This window comes from Arthrobacter sp. UYCu511, assembly GCF_040547105.1.
GTDB classification, from domain to species: Bacteria; Actinomycetota; Actinomycetes; order Actinomycetales; family Micrococcaceae; genus Specibacter; species Specibacter psychrochitiniphilus.
Window position 1 is genome coordinate 15,433 of sequence record NZ_JBEPPB010000013.1, and the last position, 17,474, is coordinate 32,906.

The window sequence follows — 17,474 nt, forward strand, 5'->3', positions numbered from 1 at the left end:
AGGCCGCTTCCCCAAAAAAACGGACCAACAAGCCACTTGATTGGCATTGGCCCGCCCGCCGCGTTGGTTCCAGCGGAAAAGCGGGGCCTGGATGTGCCATATTGGTTAAATGGCAGAATTTACCCAATCCACCAAGCTTCACAACGTTCTCTACGACATCCGTGGACCTCTGCTGGCGAAAGCCCAGCAGATGGAATCTGAAGGTCACCGGATACTGAAATTGAACATCGGTAACCCGGCTCCCTTTGGATTCGAAGCTCCCGATGCCATCTTGGTGGACATGATCCGCCATCTACCCCACGCCCAGGGATACACGGATTCCCGCGGAATATTCTCCGCCCGTACCGCGGTAGTGCAGTACTACCAGACGCGTGGTATTCAGAACATTCATGTAGATGACGTTTACCTTGGAAACGGGGTGAGTGAACTCATCACGCTCTCCTTAATGGCATTGCTGAATAACGGTGATGAGGTGTTGATTCCTACCCCGGACTATCCGCTGTGGACGGCCTCCGTAAGCCTTGCAGGTGGCCGGCCGGTGCACTACCTGTGTGATGAGTCCAATGAGTGGTGGCCGGACCTTGAGGATTTGGCGTCAAAAATTACGCCAAGGACCAAAGGCCTTGTCATTATCAACCCCAACAACCCCACCGGAGCGGTGTATCCGGCACACATTGTTCAGGGCATGGTTGATCTGGCGCGCAAACATGATCTGGTGGTGTTCTCTGACGAAATCTACGAGAAGATCCTCTATGACGACGCCGTCCACATCAATACGGCCAGCCTCACCGGAGACGATGTTTTGTGCATGACCTTCAGTGGTTTGTCCAAGGCGTACCGGATCTGTGGGTACCGTTCAGGCTGGTTGGCGATCTCCGGACCGAAGGCGGCTGCCGCGGACTATCTGGAAGGCATTAACTTGCTGGCCAACATGCGCTTGTGCGCCAACGCGCCGGGTCAGCATGCCATCCAAACCGCGCTAGGCGGTCATCAGAGCATCACGGATTTGATCTTGCCCGGCGGGAGGCTGCGCGACCAGCGAGATCTTGCCTACCGTATGCTCAATGATATTCCGGGAGTTTCCGTCAACCAGGCCAAGGGCGCACTGTATTTGTTCCCCAAGCTTGACCCGGAGGTTTACCCCATCAAGAATGATGAGAAGTTCGCTTTGGACCTATTGGAGTCACAAAAGATCCTCATCTCTCACGGGCGGGCGTTCAACTGGACCCAGCCAGATCATTTCCGCCTCGTCACACTACCCAATGTCTTGGATTTAGAAGAAGCCATTGGGCGGATTGCTGAGTTCCTGAGCACGTACAAACCCTAGGAAAGGCCCACCGTGTCCCTACCGCTTGGTTTTACCGATCACCCCTCCGAGCTCTTGCGCGTGGGAGCAGGCTTTACCCTGGCGCAGCAGCCTACCAATGCTGCCCCGGGATTTACCGGGGGCAAGGCCGAGGGCGTCGCAACCCTATCCCAGCGTGCGCCAGTCTTAGCGCGGCTCCAAGAGCAGCTCTTTGCTGAGAGCCGTTTTGGTGGAAAAAAATCGGCACTGCTGATTTTGCAGGCAATGGACACAGCTGGCAAGGGCGGTATTGTTGGCAGGTTGGTGGGTGCAGTGGATCCACAGGGTGTTAAGCTCACCACCTTCAAAGCTCCTACGGAGCAAGAAGCTGCCCACGATTTTTTGTGGAGGGTGCGTCCTGCGGCGCCCGGGGCCGGGATGTTGGGAGTCTTCGATCGATCCCACTACGAGGATGTGCTCATTCACCGGGTTCATGGTTGGGCTGACGGAACTGAACTGGAACGCCGTTACCGCGCCATCAATGACTTTGAGGCGGAAATGGCAACAGCAGGTACCACCGTGGTGAAGGTGATGCTCAACGTGGGTCCAGATGAGCAACTACAACGACTCTCTGCCCGGCTGCACGATCCCACCAAGTACTGGAAATACAGCCCCACGGATCTCGATGAGCGCGCTCACTGGCCCGCCTATATGGCTGCCTACCAAAAGGTATTTGAGAAGACGAGCACGGAAATAGCACCCTGGTACGTGGTCCCGGCTGACAAGAAATGGTATGCCCGCATTGCTGTTCAAGAAATCCTGATCAAGGCACTGGGCGGGTTGAATCTGCAATGGCCGGCTGGCGATTTCGACTTGGAAGTAGAACGGGCCCGGTTGAAGGACGCCTAATCCGGGTGGCCCGGGAATATCTGCGCTCGCAGCAGACCACCCGGGCTATCCTCATTACTGGTTATCGGATCGAGCTGCGTCCAGGCGGGCTTTGGCGCCTTCTAACCACTCTTCACAACGTTGAGCCAAGGCTTCGCCACGCTCCCACAGGGCCAAAGAGTCTTCCAAACTGGAACTTCCGGCTTCGAGTTGGTTGACAACTCCCATAAGTTGCTCACGGGCCTGCTCATAGCTGAGGGCTGCAATGTCTGCGTTCTGCGCGGGTGCTGCTGCGGGGCTCATGTCTGATCCTCTGTAAGTGTGGTGGCTAAATCTGTTGTGGCTACTGCCGTTGGGGCTACCTCGTGGGTGGCGATGGGGCCGCTTCCTTGGGCAGTGAAATCTCCGCCGGCAACACGAACTTTCAATGGTGTGCCGTTGAAAACCTGTGCGGGAGATCTGACGATGCTCCGGTCCTCTAATTGGACTACCGCGTATCCCCGGTCAAGGGTTTTTTGGGGTGAGAGTGCCCGGACCTGAGCCCTCAAGTGCACCAGTTGGTCTGTGTGTCTGCCGACCTGGGTGCGCACGGCGGTCAAGGCCCGGCTGGACAGTGCGGCGACGTCGTCGGCCCGGGAATGCAACATTACGTGGGGGTTGGCCAGGACAGGGCGGGTGCGCAGATACGCCAACCGCTCAGTTTCACGCTCCAACAGCTCCCTAATGCGGCGGTTGAGCTGGGTGCGAGCCTGACCGAGGCGCTGCAATTCCTCACCCACGTCAGGCACGATTCGTTTGGCAGCATCAGTGGGGGTAGACGCCCGTAGATCAGCAACCTCGTCCAGGAGTGGGCGGTCGGCCTCGTGGCCGATGGCGCTAACCACCGGGGTCTTCGCGGCCGCAACAGCGCGAACCAGAGATTCGTGGCTAAACGGTAAAAGATCCTCTAAGGATCCGCCACCGCGGGCAATAACAATGACGTCAACCCGGGGGTCGTGATCGAGCTCTTCCAGGGCGGCGATGACGCCACTGACAGCGTTGACACCTTGGACCGCGACTTCACGCACCTCAAATTCAACAGCCGGCCAGCGCAGCGAGGCATTGCGCAGGACATCTTTCATGGCATCGGAGTTACGTCCCGTAATGAGACCGATCCGGTGGGGGAGAAGTGGCAGTGGCTTCTTCCTGCGTGGATCAAAGAGCCCCTCGGCGGCCAAGGCTTGACGCAGTTTTTCAATGCGGGCCAACAAATCGCCCAACCCAACGGGCCGGATGTCCATGCCTTGCATGGAGAGGCGGCCGGTCTTGATCCAAAAATCGGGTTTGAGCTGTGCCACCACGCGGGAGCCTCGCTCCAGCGGCGCTTCCAACCTACTCAGTACCGAACCCCACACAGTGACGCTCAGGGACACCTCTGCATCAATGTCACGCAACGTAAGGTAGCTGACATTGGCGCGCTTATTCAGTTCGATAACCTGCGCCTCAACCCATGTTGCGGGAGCCTTTTCAATGTGTGCCTTTAACTTCTGGCTCAGCATTTGCAAAGGCCATGGGTTCTCGGCAGTGGTCTGCGCAGCCGTAGGCGCAAGGACCTTTCGCTCCGGTGCTTCCGCCATGAGGTATCGCCTTACTTTTGTTCCGGGTGGCTGGTTCGGTCAGGCCCTGATGCTTGATACAACTGTATCTTCACGCACTGACACGGAAGCGCAGCTATCCACAGTCTTGCACTAGAATTGGCAGCTACCATCGGGATGAAAACGTAGCTTGGGGACCTCTAATGCGCAGTGCAGCTTCCGCTCTTCTTGTGATCGTAGCTCTGCTACTGGCCGCCGTTGCCGGCCCCGCCTTGTGGCTACAGCGCAACGTTGTTGACGGTCCAGGATTCACCCAATTGGCGGGTCCGCTGGGCAATAACAAGGACTTTCAAGAGGGCCTAACTGCCTTGGTGAGCGAACAAGCCACGGCTTCTTTAAACCTGCCACCGATGCTCAACGACCTTGCGGGGGCGCTGATCAAAACTGCCGCCCGGGCAATTTACACCGATCCCGGTTATGAGCAGGCTTGGACCGAGACTCTGCAACGCAGCCACAACCTCACCTTCGCTGCAGCTGGAAACAACGACATCGAGGGGGACCTAAAACTGGACATTGCCCCGCTGGTTCAGCTGGTGGCCGATAACGTCACCAAGAATATAGGCGTTCCGCTGCCAACACCCCAAGACGTGGTGGTAACTGCGGATCAGCCCAAGGTAGCCCAGGTACTGCCCATAATGACCATCCTCGGAGCATGGTCGGGATGGCTGGCACTGATCGCAGCAGTCCTTTTTGTCTTGGGCGTGGTGGTCGCCAAGCGGCGTGCATTGACGCTCATTCTTGGGGGTGTAGGGCTGGCGATCGTTGCCCTGCTGTGGCTGATGGGTTCGGGGTTTGTGGAGAGCACCTTGGCCGGACTGGCAGTGGGCCCGGAAGTTGCACAACAGTTTGGGCGTGAACTGGGAGCACTGGCACGGGATAGCTGGCAGCGCGGTATAACAGCCACACTTATTGCAGCTGGGGTGTTGGCTGTGTGCGGTGGTGCAGCTCTCATAATTAAGCGCTCGCGCACCACGTAGGATGATGGGTATGAGCACCACTGCCGTTTCCTTGTCAATGCCCGTCGTTCCGCGTCGTCGCAGGTCGCCCGAAGAGGTGGCTGCTGCTGCCCCGGTGACCGGGGAAAAACGCGTTCTCCTGGCAGCGCCGCGCGGCTACTGCGCCGGTGTTGACCGTGCAGTGATCGCGGTGGAGAAGGCGCTGGAACACCACGGAGCACCTGTCTATGTGCGTAAGCAGATTGTCCATAATGTCCATGTGGTGACGTCGCTGGAAGCTCAGGGTGTGATCTTTGTGGAAGAGAACGAGGAAGTGCCCGAAGGGGCCCTAGTAGTCTTTTCCGCTCATGGTGTTTCACCGGCCGTGGTGCAGTCAGCTGCTGACCGTGGCTTGCGCACCATTGATGCCACCTGCCCTCTCGTGACTAAAGTCCACAAAGAGGCGGTGCGTTTTTCCAAGGAAAACAAACACATCCTGCTCATCGGCCATGAAGGCCATGAGGAAGTTGAAGGCACCTACGGGGAAGCCCCGGAAAGCACCACCATTGTCAACAACCCGGAAGAAGCCCGCACCGTGCAGGTGCAGGATCCGGAGAATTTGATCTGGCTCTCGCAGACCACGCTCTCTGTTGATGAAGCCATGGAGATTGTTGAGATTTTGCGGGCCCGGTTCCCGAAGTTGCAGGACCCGCCCAGCGATGACATTTGCTATGCCACCACCAACCGTCAAGGTGCCATCAAGGAGATCGCCCCGCAGGCGGACCTCGTCATCGTGGTGGGTTCGGCCAACTCCTCCAACTCAGTGCGTCTGGTTGAGGTGGCCCTTGAATACGGCGCCAAAGCCTCCTACCGTGTTGACTTTGCTCACGAAATTGATGAGACCTGGTTTGAAGGTGTGGCCTCCGTTGGTGTGAGCAGTGGTGCCTCTGTTCCGGAGGTTCTGGTGCAAGAGGTGTTGCTCCTGCTCGCCGACTACGGCTACGCCTCCGTGGAGGAAGTCGTCACGGCTAAGGAAGATATCTTGTTCTCCCTGCCCAAGGAACTACGGGCCACCATGAAGGCGGCTGGTGATCCTGACTACAAGGGTGTGCGCAGCTCCAATCTGCTGTAAAAACCCGCGAAGAAAAGCATGAAAAACAGAATGGGCCAGCCACTGGGGACCGGGCCATTCTGCTCTTAAACTGCTAACTGCTAACAGCATCGATTCCATCGGCGCTGAACTCTTCGTCGGTGCTGAACCCGGCGGCAGTGTTGCGCTGAGAAGAGCTAAAATCGCGTGTGTTGAACTCTGGAGCGGTGAGTAGGCGTGGAGTGTTTTCCACTTGAGCCGGGGACTCCAAGGTCTTGGGATCCAGTGCGTTGAGCTTCCGGGCCGTGGGCAGAACTCTGCCCTCAAGGGTGCCCACGAGCTTGTTGTAACGGTCCACACTGGTTTTCAGTGAAACACCCACGGCAGAGACTGCTTCTCCCATAGTGCCTAAACGTGTGTATAGCTGGGCTGAGAGTTCAAAGAGTTCCTTGGCGCTTTCGGTCAGCACGTCCTGGCGCCAGCTAAAAGCCACCGCCTTCAGAATGGCCATGAGGGAGATGGGAGATGCCAGAACCACGTTCTTGGACAGGGCGTAGTCAAGAAGCTCTGGATCTGCGCTCAAAGCTACGGAAAGGATGGATTCCACCGGAACAAAGCAAATAACCAGTTCGGGGGAGTTCAGCGCTGAGCTCCAATACTTCTTGCCGGCCAAGGCATCGATGTGAGCCTTAACCGCCTTCGCATGGCGAGCCAAGTGTTGTGCGGATGCGGCGCTGTCTGTTGGGCCGGCGTCGTGCGCGTTGAGGAAGGCAGCCAAGGGGACCTTTGCATCAAGGACCAGTTCCTTGCCGCCGGGCAGCCGCACCACCATGTCTGGGCGGTGCACGCCGTCATCAGTTGAAGAGTGGACCTGTTCGAAGAAGTCCACGTGGGCCAACATGCCGGCAGCTTCCACCACGCGGCGCAGCTGGACTTCGCCCCACTTGCCCCGGGCACTGTTGGAACGCAAGGCGGCCTCCAGTGAGGAGGTTGTGGCCAGTAATTTGGCGTCAGCGTCCCGCGCATCACGAAGCTGCTCCGCGAGTTGGCCATACTGTTCAACACGGTCGCGTTCCAGCAAGGAAACCTGACGCTGGACAGCATTGAGCTTCTCAGAGACCGGACCCAGTGCCTGCAACACGTGGGAATCGGAACCCTGCTGCGCCGTCAGAGCGTAATTTTGCGATGCTAGGAGCCGGCGCTCGGCATCAGCAGCTGCAAAATTCGCTGTGAGCGCGGAGGCCCGCTCATGAGCGGCATCGGCTTCCTCGTTCGCGGCGCGCAGCCGCGCCATCAGCACCCACGCCACTGCCGCAGCACCGAGTACGGCGCCAACCACCAACATTAATATAGCTACAAGCCAGCCAATTCCATTCATGGAACCACCTTCGCACGGGGCACTGACATTCTTGGATTTTGCCGCGCATCGGGCCGCGCACCGGGTGAATAAGCTTAAAGTGCGGGCAAACGGTAGAATCACATACCGTGGCTCTTACTATTGGCATCGTCGGACTGCCCAACGTCGGCAAATCAACCCTTTTCAACGCACTGACACGCAACAATGTGCTCGCAGCGAACTACCCGTTCGCCACGATCGAGCCCAATATTGGTGTTGTCAGCCTGCCCGATCCCCGTTTGGCAAAGCTTGCAGAGATCTTCGGATCACAGCGCCTGCTGCCCGCAGTGGTGTCCTTCGTGGACATTGCAGGCATCGTCAAGGGCGCCTCGGAAGGTGAAGGCCTCGGCAACAAGTTCCTGGCTACCATCCGCGAAGCCGAGGCCATCGCCCAAGTCATCCGGGTCTTCGATGATCCTGATGTTATCCATGTGGACGGCAAGGTTGATCCCCGCTCCGACATGGAGACCATCAACACCGAGCTGATCTTGGCTGACATGCAGACCGTTGAAAAGGCCATTCCGCGCTTGGAAAAGGCCGTTAAGCTCAAGCAGCGCGACCCAGCCGAGCTGAAAGCTATATTGGCGGCGCAGACTGTTCTTGAACGCGGTGACACCATCTTTTCCTCCATCAAGAGTGACAAGTTGGAGATGGAGCACTTGTCTGAACTGAGCTTGCTCACCGCGAAGCCATTCATCTACGTGTTCAACGTGGACGATGCAGTGCTGGGCAATCCGGAGCGCCAAGCAGAATTGAGCGCCTTGGTGGCCCCGGCGGAGGCCATCTTCCTTGACGCCAAGCTCGAATCCGATCTTGTTGAACTTGACGAAGAAGAAGCCCGGGAAATGTTGGAGATGAGCGGCCAGGAAGAGTCCGGTCTGGACCAGCTGGCCCGCGTCGGTTTCCACACTCTCGGTCTGCAGACCTACCTGACTGCCGGCCCCAAGGAAACACGGGCCTGGACCATTCACCAGGGCGACACCGCGCCCATGGCTGCCGGCGTCATTCACACTGACTTCCAGCGCGGCTTCATCAAGGCCGAGGTGGTCCATTTCGATGACCTGATCGAGGCCGGTTCCATGCACGAGGCCAAGGCCAAGGGCAAGGTCCGCATTGAAGGCAAGGAATACGTCATGCACGACGGCGACGTGGTGGAGTTCCGCTTCAACGTCTAGTCGTGTTTGGACTGCTTCGTGAAACGCCCGGGTTGCCTTTGCAACCCGGGCGTCTTCTTCCGCGGGTGTGGGCCGGGACTGGTGGCACATCATTGTCTACTCTGGGCCGTGTGAGCTCGAAATGGTGCATCCTGCTGACGCTGCGCCCGCCTTCAAGCCTGTATTCGCTACAGTAGCAATTCTGCTTTCCGCAGCCCTTCCATTCGTTAGTTCTGTGCAGCCTCGGCGCAGTCGGCCCCCCGCCGCTGTTATGAGCTGGCACTCGATCTACTACGGGTATATCGCTTACGGGCTGTAGCGCGTGTTGGACGCTCCCTATACTCGCTACGATCAGTTGGCCCAGGGGCGTACGGTCAGTATGGCCTTGGCCTTGGTCGTGGTTGGTCAGTTACTCCATGGAGGGAACAATCAAGGGTGGTAGCGCTATGGCGCTGCGTTACGGGCAGAGGACTTGAAGCTGGCGTCCGGCGGATCACGCGCTGGTTAGTCAGACGCCTATCCCGAGCGCATGGTCGTCGCAAAGCAGGCCTGCAACCTCGTAGTTAGATTAGGTTCGACGGAGCACTTCGGTGACTGGGCGTGAACGGAAGTTGGTCAGTTCGCCGGTCATCATCCCAGGACACGCCGCCACCGAGTCTGTGATGGCTGTTTCCAATCCGAGACCCCACAGGACGCTCATCCCGCCGTCGGGAGACACGTTAGGCGGTAAGCGCGTCGGGTGTCCAGTTTGGCCAAGTTGGCTCGCCTACAAGCCGTCCGCGTTCGTATTCGGCGACGCGTCGGAAGGGGTTCTTTGCTGTGCTGTTCTCTAAGAACTCAGTGCGGTCTGCGACTAAGCGCGCAGTCGCGATCAGCTCCCACAGCCGCGCGTGACGATCGCGGATCTTCTGCTCGGGCACGTTGTGGCCACCGCACCGAACGCGTTCGGCAACGCGATTTACGCTCGCATCGACGGGGAGGAGCATTACGTAAAGTTGGACGAGGTACCCGCTGCTGTGGGCCTCCTGAATCAGATCGAGTTTGCTCGGGTGGCTGAACACCGTCTCACTTATGAATGACCGCCTGGCCGCCAACAACTGTGTTCGCTCGTCGGCTGCGGCGCGTGAGGCCTCATAGGCATGCTGCATCTCGGCACCCGGCCAGCGTTTAGCCGCGATCAGGTCCGCGTTCACTAACGGCAGATGGGTCACCGGTTGCAGGATTCGCTCGACATAGGTGGATTTGCCGGAACCGTTCGGCCCGGCGATGAGGTGGAGGATCGGCACCTGTCAGGCGTCCGGGTCGTTGGGGGCAGAGCCAGTGGAACGAGAGCGGTTGTTGGCGTGCTCGTTGCCACCGTGCACGACGACGGCGCCATGCTCGTCCACCTCTGTCCAAGAACGCCCCGCCTGGGAGAATTCAGCAGCAAAATCCAAGCTGGCCAGACGTTCGGTCACTTGCTCATCCCAGTTCGCCCGGACTATTGCTTGGTCCCGCTCACCGAGGTCATCGTATGGTTTTTCTCCGGCGAGAACGTGCTCAATGTCGCGCAGGCTCGTGCTTGGACTAGCTTCAAGCTCGCGCCCGATCCGTGCCCAGTGGTTGAACTGCTGTGCAGCGCTGCGGCTCGCAACAGCACCTAGGGCCTTTGCCGCGTCGAACAGGGCGCCATCCACCCTCATTGGCATCGTATTACTCATGCATCTAGTGTAGTAATTTGCTACATGTGTGGCTAGCGTTGAGACAGCTAGTCGAGTTCAGGCTCGTCAGGTTGAGCAGTCTATTTTACTTTCAGGGCGCTGGGGTGTGCGGGGGCCACTGTCCGTGGCGATGGAGTCATAACCTCTGAATAATGGAGAAATGCACAGGGTTTATGATCCTGCACTGGAAACCCGCGAGTTGACGCGGGAATCACGGGCTCGATGAGGTGCTGCCCAGGCCGCTTGTTCGCCTGTGCCCCGCTCAGCCCAGACCATGGCATCAAGGATTCAAGCACGCCGGTGGCACGCACGGGTCATACGGAGAGCTTTGTCTTGGCTGAAGTCAATGATCTGGTTTTCGTTGATGACACGGCTGCTGAGTTCTGCTTCAGCGTCTGACCAGTAACGTTGCTAACCCGTACTGTAGCGCCAGAGCACCCGGCGGGTTCCACCCTGGCGCGGCCGTTGGATCTTTCCGCTGATCTAGTAGATGGTTAAGAAGAGGACCACTCTCAGATCCGTCCAGTATTTATGAAGGAGTATCCAAGCATGAGTTTTACTGTTTATCTTTCCGGTGAGATTCACACCGACTGGCGTGACCAGATCCAGAGCGGTGCACAGGCCGCCGGGCTGGATGTGGAATTTACCGCGCCGGTGACCGACCATCCCGCAAGCGACGCCGCAGGCGACCATCTCGGTGAGACGCCCAGCCAGTTCTGGCGTGATCACCAGTCCTCCAAGGTCAACGCCATCCGCACGCGCACCCTGATTGAACAGAGTGATTTGGTGGTGGTCCGCTTCGGGGACAAGTACAAACAGTGGAACGCTGCCTTCGATGCCGGCTACTGCGCCGCACTGGGCAAGCCATACGTTACTTTGCACGATGAAGATATCATCCACCCCCTCAAGGAGGTCGACGCCGGTGCTCAGGCCTGGTGCAAGACCACCGAGCAGGTCGTGCAGACCCTGCAGTATGTGCTCAAGGCGTAAGCCCCGCGGTTGCTCGCTGCCAGAACTCGGTGGAGTTCGGCTTCAACGTCTAGTTCGTTGAGTTCTCGCGCTTTGGAGCCCAATTTTGACACGGATGGGAGCCCAAGATTCCGTATTTAGACCCGTGTTTGTTTCACCCCTGGCTCACTTTCCATGTTCGTAGACAGCTTTCAAAATGCAAGAAGCCCCATCACCGCAAAGGTATGGGGCTTCTGTCTTGCCGCCGCATCATCGGCAATCTTTCTACGAAATTTAGCGGCAGAAAACCAGGCCCACGCACTCAGGCGCAAGAAAATAGTTTAGGAACTGCACCCATTTATGGGTCACGGCTAATGCAAGGTTGCTGGTATCGGTCTGATCCTGGCGAACTTGAAGGCTCGGTGGGCTTTTCATGCTGAGGTAGTTGAGTGCGCAGTGGATCCGCTGCCGATAGAGGACTCTGTAATCCAGCATCCTGTGCCGTGGGGCTAGTGCACTGCACTGCACCGCACTGCACTGCTCTGCACTGCGGGGGTGGGTAACCTAACCATCTGAAAGTAGATCACGGAAGTTCGCGCTTCGCCGTAACATGGGGCGGTGTACATGTGTCTCGCTCAAGGAGAGTGTAAGGATATGGAAAACGTGGCGCCCCCTGTGGTCGGAGAAACGATGTCGCGCGCTGCCCAGTCTGCCTGGATGCAGTCGTTGCGCCGGGAGACCGCGCATATTGAATTTGTCTTCAACAATGGGGACGAAGATCATCCGCTGATCGGGGCGCTAGCGAACCTTGAATCGAGCAGAACGGTTGGTGTTGGCCCAGGCAACGGTTATGCTCGGCCGCGCCGGGCCGCGGTAAAACGCCGGTATGCCTACAGCCGGGACATCATTTTTGCCCTCGATGATCTGGGGTGCTTCTTTCCTGACGCTACAAGCAAAGAGCAATGGACAGGGTTGGGCGATGTTGATGTTGTGTTTCTGGATCACAGTGGCAAGGTCCTGGGGGCCACAGTGACACACGAGGCAATGATCATCACGCCCGGCTACAGCGATGACCCTAAGAAGGCAATTCCCTCAGAAAAGGGGCCAGGGCACCGCTGACATCTCACCGCTGGGAGCCGGAAACCGCCCTGTCAAACGTAACCGTGCGCACCGCGCAGCGAGGGATGTGATCTCCTCAGCAGTGAGCAAGTCCGTCAAGTTTCGGCCCAGCTCACCGTGGAGTCCTTCGCTGACACGATCTACGCCGTCGAGCTCCTGCGCACTTAGATCCTCTCCCAGCCAGCCCCACAGAACCGTACGCAGCTTGTGGTCACGGTGAAAAGTGAGGCCGTGGTCCACACCGTGCCGGCGGCCGTCCGGCATTGCCAGGATGTGGTTGCCTTTGCGGTCTGCGTTGTTGATGATGATGTCCAGAACCGCCATTCGTCGCAGCTCGGGGGAGTCTTCATGAACTAACGCCACCATGGATCCGCTTTCATCCCGTCCCTCGATGACTTGCTTCCAACCAGTTGCCGGCACACGGTCCACTGGGAGCAAATTCACGGCGTCTTGCTTGGGATCTTGCTCCTGCCAGAGTTGGACCATGCCTTCGCCCAGCGGTCCATCGCGCAGCCACGTGTGCGGCACAATGTCCCCGCCGAAGACCTGCGAGACCAGGTACGCGGCCACCTCCCGGTGTGCCAGGGCACCTTCGGGAAAATCCCATAGCGGATTTTCGCCTGCTATCGGCTTATAAACAACCACCACATCACCAATGCTGCCCAGGAATGTGGCGTTTGACGCCGTCGTGATGCGGCCAGTGAGGATTAGTTCAGAGGTGGCCAGGTTCGGTGCTGCCATCAGACCTCGGGAAGGGTGCAGACGTGCCCGTCAGCGTCTATAGGGTAACCGCAGAGTGGGCATGCTGGGCGCCCAGCGCCCACAATTTCGCGTGTCCGCAGGGCGAAGGCGCGGGCGGTGCCAACCGGCATTCGTACCAATAGCATTTCTGAGTCGTTATCGCCGGCTTCTTCAAGCCATTCCTCGCTCTCATCACCATCGTCAGCGGTGATGGGGTGGGCCTCAATAACAACCTGGGCCGTGGTGGGGTCCCACCCCAAGCTCATGGCCCCGGTACGGAATTGCTCCGGGACGTCCTCGAGCTGGTCATTGTCAACAAGTTCAATCGGAGTACTCGTGGGAACGCTGAAGGGGTTGCCCTCCATGGTGATGAGCTGGTCGAGAATTTCGTCGATCTTCTGCCCTAGCTGAGCGGCCTGCTGCTTCTCGAGGGAAATACTCACAATTTGCTTCCCGGCGCGCACCTGCAGATAGAAGGTTCGCGCTCCCGGAACGCCAATGGTGCCAACTACGGCCCGGTCTGGCCAGTCAAATTCGTGGATATGTGTAGGCATATCTGTATTCTAGGCACTTTTGGTTCATGGCGCTTTGTGCCCCGCGCCGCCGCCCACCGGCGCATCACCCGCGAGGGTGTCTTTGGAAAGCCACGAGAGATCGCCTGCGGTGGTGTTGGTTGCGTAGACGCTCGGTCTGCTAGTCCCGTAGTGCACGATCGATAGCGAGGCCGGACCAATGTTAATGCGCTGGAATAGGTCAAGATGCATGCCGAAGGCATCGGCAAGGATGGACTTGATAATGTCACCATGGCTGACCGCAACCCACACGGCTTCTTGCCCGTGTTCGGCTTCGAAGGCTGCATCGTGGCGTCGAATTGCTGCAACAGACCTAGCCTGCATCGCGGCCATTGACTCACCACCAGGAAATACGACGGCGGATGGTTGCGACTGCACCATGGGCCACAGAGACTCGGTTGCTAGATCACTGAGTGTGCGGCCCTGCCATTGGCCGTAATCGCACTCGATGAGAGCCGGATCTACCAGCAAAACGGGTGTGCCAGGTTGGCGATCGAGGATGAACTGGGTGGTCTGCTGACAACGCTCAAGAGGGCTCGAAACCACCCCGATAAGGGGCACCGCCGCGAGCCGCTCTCCGGTCTGGGCCGCTTGGTCGCGCCCAATCTGGTCCAGATCAACGCCCGCTGCCCGGCCTGCGAGCAGTCCAGTGGCATTTGCTGTGGTGCGGCCGTGCCGCACAAGAATAACTGTCGCCATGGAACCAGCCTAGCCACCCTGCGTGGAGCAACCCAGACCAAAAGCCTCATGTCAGCAACTTATTGGCCTGGTTCAGCGTGCCGCTATGACCCAAGCACTGGTACATGGCTTGTTTGTTTCTTCGGACGGATTTGCTTCCGGATATGAGGTGACGCTGGCCCACGATGCTTCTGGCGTACATGATGTAAGGCTCGGCTTCGGTGCCTGCCTCAGGGATTACGTAGCCTACCTAGAAAATAAGTTCACGGTTGAATCCATCGGTACCCGCAGCGGGCTTATCCACCAGCGCTGGAACAGGAAGCCACGCCTCTGACGCTGGCAGCGCCCACACTCCAAAGACAGTAGCCTTGAGTAGATGAACATAGATTCACAGCCAGAAGCCAAGGCCCAAGATGTGGTTTTTGGCCCACCACGTCAAGAACCACGGCCCCGCGTTTCTGTGGTGATACCTGTCAAGGATGACAGCCTTCTGTTGGCGCGGTGTCTTGCTGCTCTGCACTCGCAGTCCATAAAAGCCAACGAGATCATTGTGGTGGACAACGGTTCAATTGATGACTCAGCGCTGACTGCCCGTCTGGCTGGCGCAACACTCATTAGCTGCTCTGAGCCGGGTATCCCGGCAGCGAGCTCCCGTGGTTACGATTTTGCCAGCGGTGATCTCATTCTCCGCTTAGACGCTGATTGTGTGCCACCGACGTCTTGGATTGAAGATGTTGTGACGGCGTTCGCTGACAGCCCTCAGACTTCCGCGTTGACCGGAACGGCACGCTTTATCGATGGCCCAGCATTTTTACGCACCCCGCTGGCCGTCCTTTACCTCACGGTCTACTGGTTAGCTGCTATGCCAGCTTTGGGACACCGGCCGCTCTTTGGCTCAAATCTGGCCATGCGACGGGAAGCTTGGGAATCTGTGAGTAGTTCGGCACATCGGCGCGATTGTGAGCTCCACGATGATTTCGACCTTTCCTTCCATTTGGGTGAGCACCATAGAGTGAGATATTTGCGCTCCGCTGCCATGGGTATGTCAATGCGCCCCTTCAAAAGCGCGCGTGAGTTCTTAAGGCGGACGCACCGGGGGTTCCGCACGGTCCTGATTCATTGGCCGCATGATTTTCCCCCACGACGATGGCGCAGGCTGGCTTCAGCGAGGAGTCGCAGAGCCGGGAGTAACGCTGGTGCGTTCCAATGAGTGGGAGAAGCGTTGGCGGAGATTATCGTGGGACGGCGCCCTCGGAAGCAATGGCCTTGATTGGTGAGGTGCCTGTGCAGGCACTTCACATCATGGGCTGGAATGTTCGCCGCCACGTCCCCGGCATACTCACACGCTCAGCCGACCGTTGGCAGCAGAGGGCACCGCGAATCCGCGCGCTTCTTAACCAAGAAGCCCCCCTACTTATTGGCATACAGGAAGCGCTGCCTCACCAGGTCGCGTTTGTTCAAGAGTCTCTGGGAGCTACATACAAGGCGGTGGGACACGGCCGGGGACCCCATGGCGCAGGGGAAAGGTGCCCGCTGATTTTTGACTCCAAACGGCTTAAACTTCTGGAATGGGAACAACGGGCACTCTCTGATCAGCCCACACACGCCGGTTCCAGGTCATGGGGAAACCTTATTCCCCGCATTGTGGTCACTGGGATCTTTCTGGACCGCGCCACTGGAAACCATTTTCAGGCCATCAACACACACCTAGATCATCTTTCGGGACGCTCACGTCTGAGCTCCGCCCGTGCCATCAAGCAGTTGGCTGCAGCCAGCAGCTTTCCCACGGTAGTGACCGGGGACTTCAATGCCGCTACGGGATCGCCGCCGCTACTTGAGCTACTCTCGGACGGCATACTGGTTGACACATGGGACGCCGCGCAGACGAGGGTTAGTGAGAAGTGGGGAACTTTCAGCTCCTACCGGGAACCGCGTCGCAACGGTCCACGTCTTGACTGGATTTTGGTTTCCACCGGAGTTCGCGTGGAACGAGCGGGCATCAACGCCAACCGGCACCACGGCGGATGGGGATCGGATCACCTGCCCGTTCATGCCGTGGTGGAATTTGATCAGAGTGGCGACCAACCATGATTGAGAATTTTCTGCGCCGTCCCCATGGTGCTATGGATTTCGTGGCCGAGGCTCTGCGGTTCGTTGCTGTGTTGAGTGTGGTGGTGACCGCGATATTTTTCGAGCCGAGCGACGCTGGAATTATTGCCTTCGCCTTGCCCGGTTTCGTGGCCCCGCGCTTCTTAGGCATGCGCGCCGGGATGGACATGGTTTTTGTGGCCACGCTACTGATCGCCGCATGGAGCAATATTTTTGATCTATACACCAGCATCGGCTGGTGGGATCTGGTGGTTCATCTAGCTGGCAATGGGGTGATCGCCGCTGGCCTGTACCTTTTGCTGGCTCGTGGGAAAGTTGTTCCTGATCCGCGCGGGACCACCTTCACTAAGGGTTCTGGAATAGTGTTGACCGCCATGATGGGGCTAGCGCTGAGTGCTCTCTGGGAAATGGTGGAGTGGTTTGGCCGAGCATTCATTAGCGATCAAATCTTTATTGCTTACGATGACACCATCGGTGACATGGCTATGGGTGGTTTGGGATCCCTCGCCGCCGGATTTGTGGTGGCCTTTATTCCCCTTCTCAGAAAAGACGCAACGTAGCAAAAGGACCCGCTACTGCGCCGAGGCCGTATCAAAGTATTTTGTAAAGAAACCTACCCTGATGGCTCCTCCTGGTACGTCCTGAGCAACTGCAGTCTCTTCGCACGGGCGATCGGGGCGATGCACTGGCCATCAAAAATGGAGGTCCTGCAGCAATGGCGTTGCTGATCAGGCGCTGATGCTCAGAGTTTTACCAATGGTGGAGTCATCCCCGAGGATCCCTAGCAGGCATCCGGCTAGATCTGCTCGGGTAACGGTTCCGGCCAAACGCTCAGCGCTGGAGACCTCCAGCGCCCTCCCTGCCCCTGGTGCAGCTTCTTACTCAGACCCGTGGGCCGGGCCAAGGCCCAGTTCAGCGCCGATGAGAGTGCACAACTAAGCGGTACAGTCCCGCAGCGTGCTTGGCCGCAATGACTGCTTGGGTGACCGCTGTGTGAGGTTGCGCCTCACCTTTCGTGCCGCCCACGGTGACCACAACGGCGTCGGAGCCGGAACTGGCCTCCGTTACGAACACGGTATTACTGGTGTCGCCCTGGATGGCTAGGGTTCCCTCCGGGGTCAGGCCGCTGCGTGAAACCGTGATTACCTTTGTTAGCTGAGCTACGGTGTCTCGGGCCAGGGTACGACTGACGTTCATAACGCTGCGGTACTCTAGCAATCAGGAT

Annotated in this window: 20 protein-coding genes; 11 read left to right on the plus strand and 9 right to left on the minus strand. The window is 58.3% G+C overall.

Going from position 1 to position 17,474, the window contains the following annotated elements; translation table 11 throughout:
* Nucleotides 1–109 precede the first annotated feature (109 nt).
* Nucleotides 110–1,327 (plus strand): pyridoxal phosphate-dependent aminotransferase, encoded by a 1,218-nt coding sequence (locus ABIB48_RS15390; protein ID WP_315912874.1) that lies wholly within the window; start codon nucleotides 110–112, stop codon nucleotides 1,325–1,327.
* A gap of 12 nt (nucleotides 1,328–1,339) precedes the next feature.
* Nucleotides 1,340–2,194 carry a PPK2 family polyphosphate kinase gene (locus ABIB48_RS15395; protein ID WP_110107255.1) on the plus strand — a complete coding sequence of 285 codons (855 nt, stop codon included), beginning with the start codon at nucleotides 1,340–1,342 and terminating at the stop codon, nucleotides 2,192–2,194.
* 54 nt (nucleotides 2,195–2,248) lie between these two features.
* Here the strand turns inward: ABIB48_RS15395 and ABIB48_RS15400 are convergent, their stop codons facing one another.
* Together ABIB48_RS15400 and xseA are read right to left on the minus strand one after the other, a co-directional pair.
* Nucleotides 2,249–2,476, minus strand: coding sequence for an exodeoxyribonuclease VII small subunit (locus ABIB48_RS15400; RefSeq protein ID WP_110107254.1), 228 nt, complete (start codon nucleotides 2,474–2,476; stop codon nucleotides 2,249–2,251).
* On the minus strand, nucleotides 2,473–3,789 hold the full coding sequence (xseA, locus tag ABIB48_RS15405) for an exodeoxyribonuclease VII large subunit (protein WP_110107253.1): 1,317 nt from the start codon (nucleotides 3,787–3,789) through the stop codon (nucleotides 2,473–2,475). The genes ABIB48_RS15400 and xseA overlap by 4 nt, the downstream gene beginning before the upstream one ends.
* A gap of 161 nt (nucleotides 3,790–3,950) precedes the next feature.
* Between xseA and ABIB48_RS15410 the strand changes: the two genes are divergently transcribed.
* Both ABIB48_RS15410 and ABIB48_RS15415 read left to right on the plus strand, forming a co-directional pair.
* The gene (locus ABIB48_RS15410) at nucleotides 3,951–4,784 is read left to right on the plus strand and encodes a hypothetical protein (protein ID WP_110107252.1); all 834 of its coding nucleotides are present in this window, start codon (nucleotides 3,951–3,953) and stop codon (nucleotides 4,782–4,784) included.
* A 10-nt stretch (nucleotides 4,785–4,794) separates the two neighbouring features.
* Nucleotides 4,795–5,874: a 4-hydroxy-3-methylbut-2-enyl diphosphate reductase gene (locus ABIB48_RS15415; RefSeq protein ID WP_110107251.1), complete on the plus strand. Its 1,080-nt coding sequence runs from the start codon at nucleotides 4,795–4,797 to the stop codon at nucleotides 5,872–5,874.
* Between the two features lie 73 nt (nucleotides 5,875–5,947).
* Here ABIB48_RS15415 and ABIB48_RS15420 read toward each other — a convergent pair whose 3' ends face one another.
* Nucleotides 5,948–7,210 (minus strand): DNA recombination protein RmuC, encoded by a 1,263-nt coding sequence (locus ABIB48_RS15420; protein ID WP_354213551.1) that lies wholly within the window; start codon nucleotides 7,208–7,210, stop codon nucleotides 5,948–5,950.
* Between the two features lie 107 nt (nucleotides 7,211–7,317).
* On the opposite strand from ABIB48_RS15420, the gene ychF reads away from it, so the two are divergent.
* Nucleotides 7,318–8,403: a redox-regulated ATPase YchF gene (gene ychF / locus ABIB48_RS15425; RefSeq protein ID WP_110107249.1), complete on the plus strand. Its 1,086-nt coding sequence runs from the start codon at nucleotides 7,318–7,320 to the stop codon at nucleotides 8,401–8,403.
* Nucleotides 8,404–9,101: 698 nt separating this feature from the next.
* On the opposite strand, the gene ABIB48_RS15430 is transcribed toward ychF, so the two are convergent.
* Nucleotides 9,102–9,668 carry an ATPase gene (locus tag ABIB48_RS15430; protein WP_110107248.1) on the minus strand — a complete coding sequence of 189 codons (567 nt, stop codon included), beginning with the start codon at nucleotides 9,666–9,668 and terminating at the stop codon, nucleotides 9,102–9,104.
* Nucleotides 9,669–9,671: 3 nt separating this feature from the next.
* Nucleotides 9,672–10,082 carry a TA system antitoxin ParD family protein gene (locus ABIB48_RS15435; protein WP_110107247.1) on the minus strand — a complete coding sequence of 137 codons (411 nt, stop codon included), beginning with the start codon at nucleotides 10,080–10,082 and terminating at the stop codon, nucleotides 9,672–9,674.
* Nucleotides 10,083–10,631: 549 nt separating this feature from the next.
* Between ABIB48_RS15435 and ABIB48_RS15440 the strand changes: the two genes are divergently transcribed.
* Nucleotides 10,632–11,072, plus strand: a complete 441-nt coding sequence (locus ABIB48_RS15440) for a YtoQ family protein (RefSeq protein ID WP_110107246.1) — start codon at nucleotides 10,632–10,634, stop codon at nucleotides 11,070–11,072.
* Nucleotides 11,073–11,684: 612 nt separating this feature from the next.
* On the plus strand, nucleotides 11,685–12,149 hold the full coding sequence (locus ABIB48_RS15445; RefSeq protein ID WP_354213552.1) for a hypothetical protein: 465 nt from the start codon (nucleotides 11,685–11,687) through the stop codon (nucleotides 12,147–12,149).
* On the opposite strand, the gene ABIB48_RS15450 is transcribed toward ABIB48_RS15445, so the two are convergent.
* Genes ABIB48_RS15450 through ABIB48_RS15460 form a run of 3 tightly spaced genes read right to left on the minus strand, consistent with a single transcriptional unit; the run spans nucleotide 12,123 to nucleotide 14,161 of the window.
* Complete coding sequence (locus ABIB48_RS15450) at nucleotides 12,123–12,890, minus strand: SCO1664 family protein (protein WP_354213553.1); 768 nt, start codon at nucleotides 12,888–12,890, stop codon at nucleotides 12,123–12,125. The two genes, ABIB48_RS15445 and ABIB48_RS15450, sit on opposite strands and share 27 nt — an antisense overlap.
* A complete protein-coding gene (locus ABIB48_RS15455; protein WP_110107243.1) occupies nucleotides 12,890–13,444 on the minus strand; it encodes a DUF3090 domain-containing protein in 555 nt (184 codons plus the stop codon). The genes ABIB48_RS15450 and ABIB48_RS15455 overlap by 1 nt, the downstream gene beginning before the upstream one ends.
* A 24-nt stretch (nucleotides 13,445–13,468) precedes the next feature.
* On the minus strand, nucleotides 13,469–14,161 hold the full coding sequence (locus tag ABIB48_RS15460; protein ID WP_315912882.1) for a histidine phosphatase family protein: 693 nt from the start codon (nucleotides 14,159–14,161) through the stop codon (nucleotides 13,469–13,471).
* 85 nt (nucleotides 14,162–14,246) lie between these two features.
* On the opposite strand from ABIB48_RS15460, the gene ABIB48_RS15465 reads away from it, so the two are divergent.
* Genes ABIB48_RS15465 through ABIB48_RS15480 form a run of 4 tightly spaced genes read left to right on the plus strand, consistent with a single transcriptional unit; the run spans nucleotide 14,247 to nucleotide 16,809 of the window.
* A complete protein-coding gene (locus ABIB48_RS15465; protein ID WP_315912883.1) occupies nucleotides 14,247–14,474 on the plus strand; it encodes a hypothetical protein in 228 nt (75 codons plus the stop codon).
* A 42-nt stretch (nucleotides 14,475–14,516) separates the two neighbouring features.
* Nucleotides 14,517–15,350 carry a glycosyltransferase family 2 protein gene (locus ABIB48_RS15470; protein ID WP_315912884.1) on the plus strand — a complete coding sequence of 278 codons (834 nt, stop codon included), beginning with the start codon at nucleotides 14,517–14,519 and terminating at the stop codon, nucleotides 15,348–15,350.
* Nucleotides 15,347–16,231: an endonuclease/exonuclease/phosphatase family protein gene (locus ABIB48_RS15475; RefSeq protein ID WP_245932278.1), complete on the plus strand. Its 885-nt coding sequence runs from the start codon at nucleotides 15,347–15,349 to the stop codon at nucleotides 16,229–16,231. Before ABIB48_RS15470 ends, ABIB48_RS15475 begins: the two co-directional genes overlap by 4 nt.
* A complete protein-coding gene (locus ABIB48_RS15480; protein WP_354213554.1) occupies nucleotides 16,228–16,809 on the plus strand; it encodes a DUF2238 domain-containing protein in 582 nt (193 codons plus the stop codon). The genes ABIB48_RS15475 and ABIB48_RS15480 overlap by 4 nt, the downstream gene beginning before the upstream one ends.
* A gap of 352 nt (nucleotides 16,810–17,161) precedes the next feature.
* Here ABIB48_RS15480 and ABIB48_RS15485 read toward each other — a convergent pair whose 3' ends face one another.
* Nucleotides 17,162–17,446, minus strand: coding sequence for an NAD(P)H-binding protein (locus ABIB48_RS15485; protein ID WP_354213555.1), 285 nt, complete (start codon nucleotides 17,444–17,446; stop codon nucleotides 17,162–17,164).
* Nucleotides 17,447–17,474: the final 28 nt, after the last annotated feature.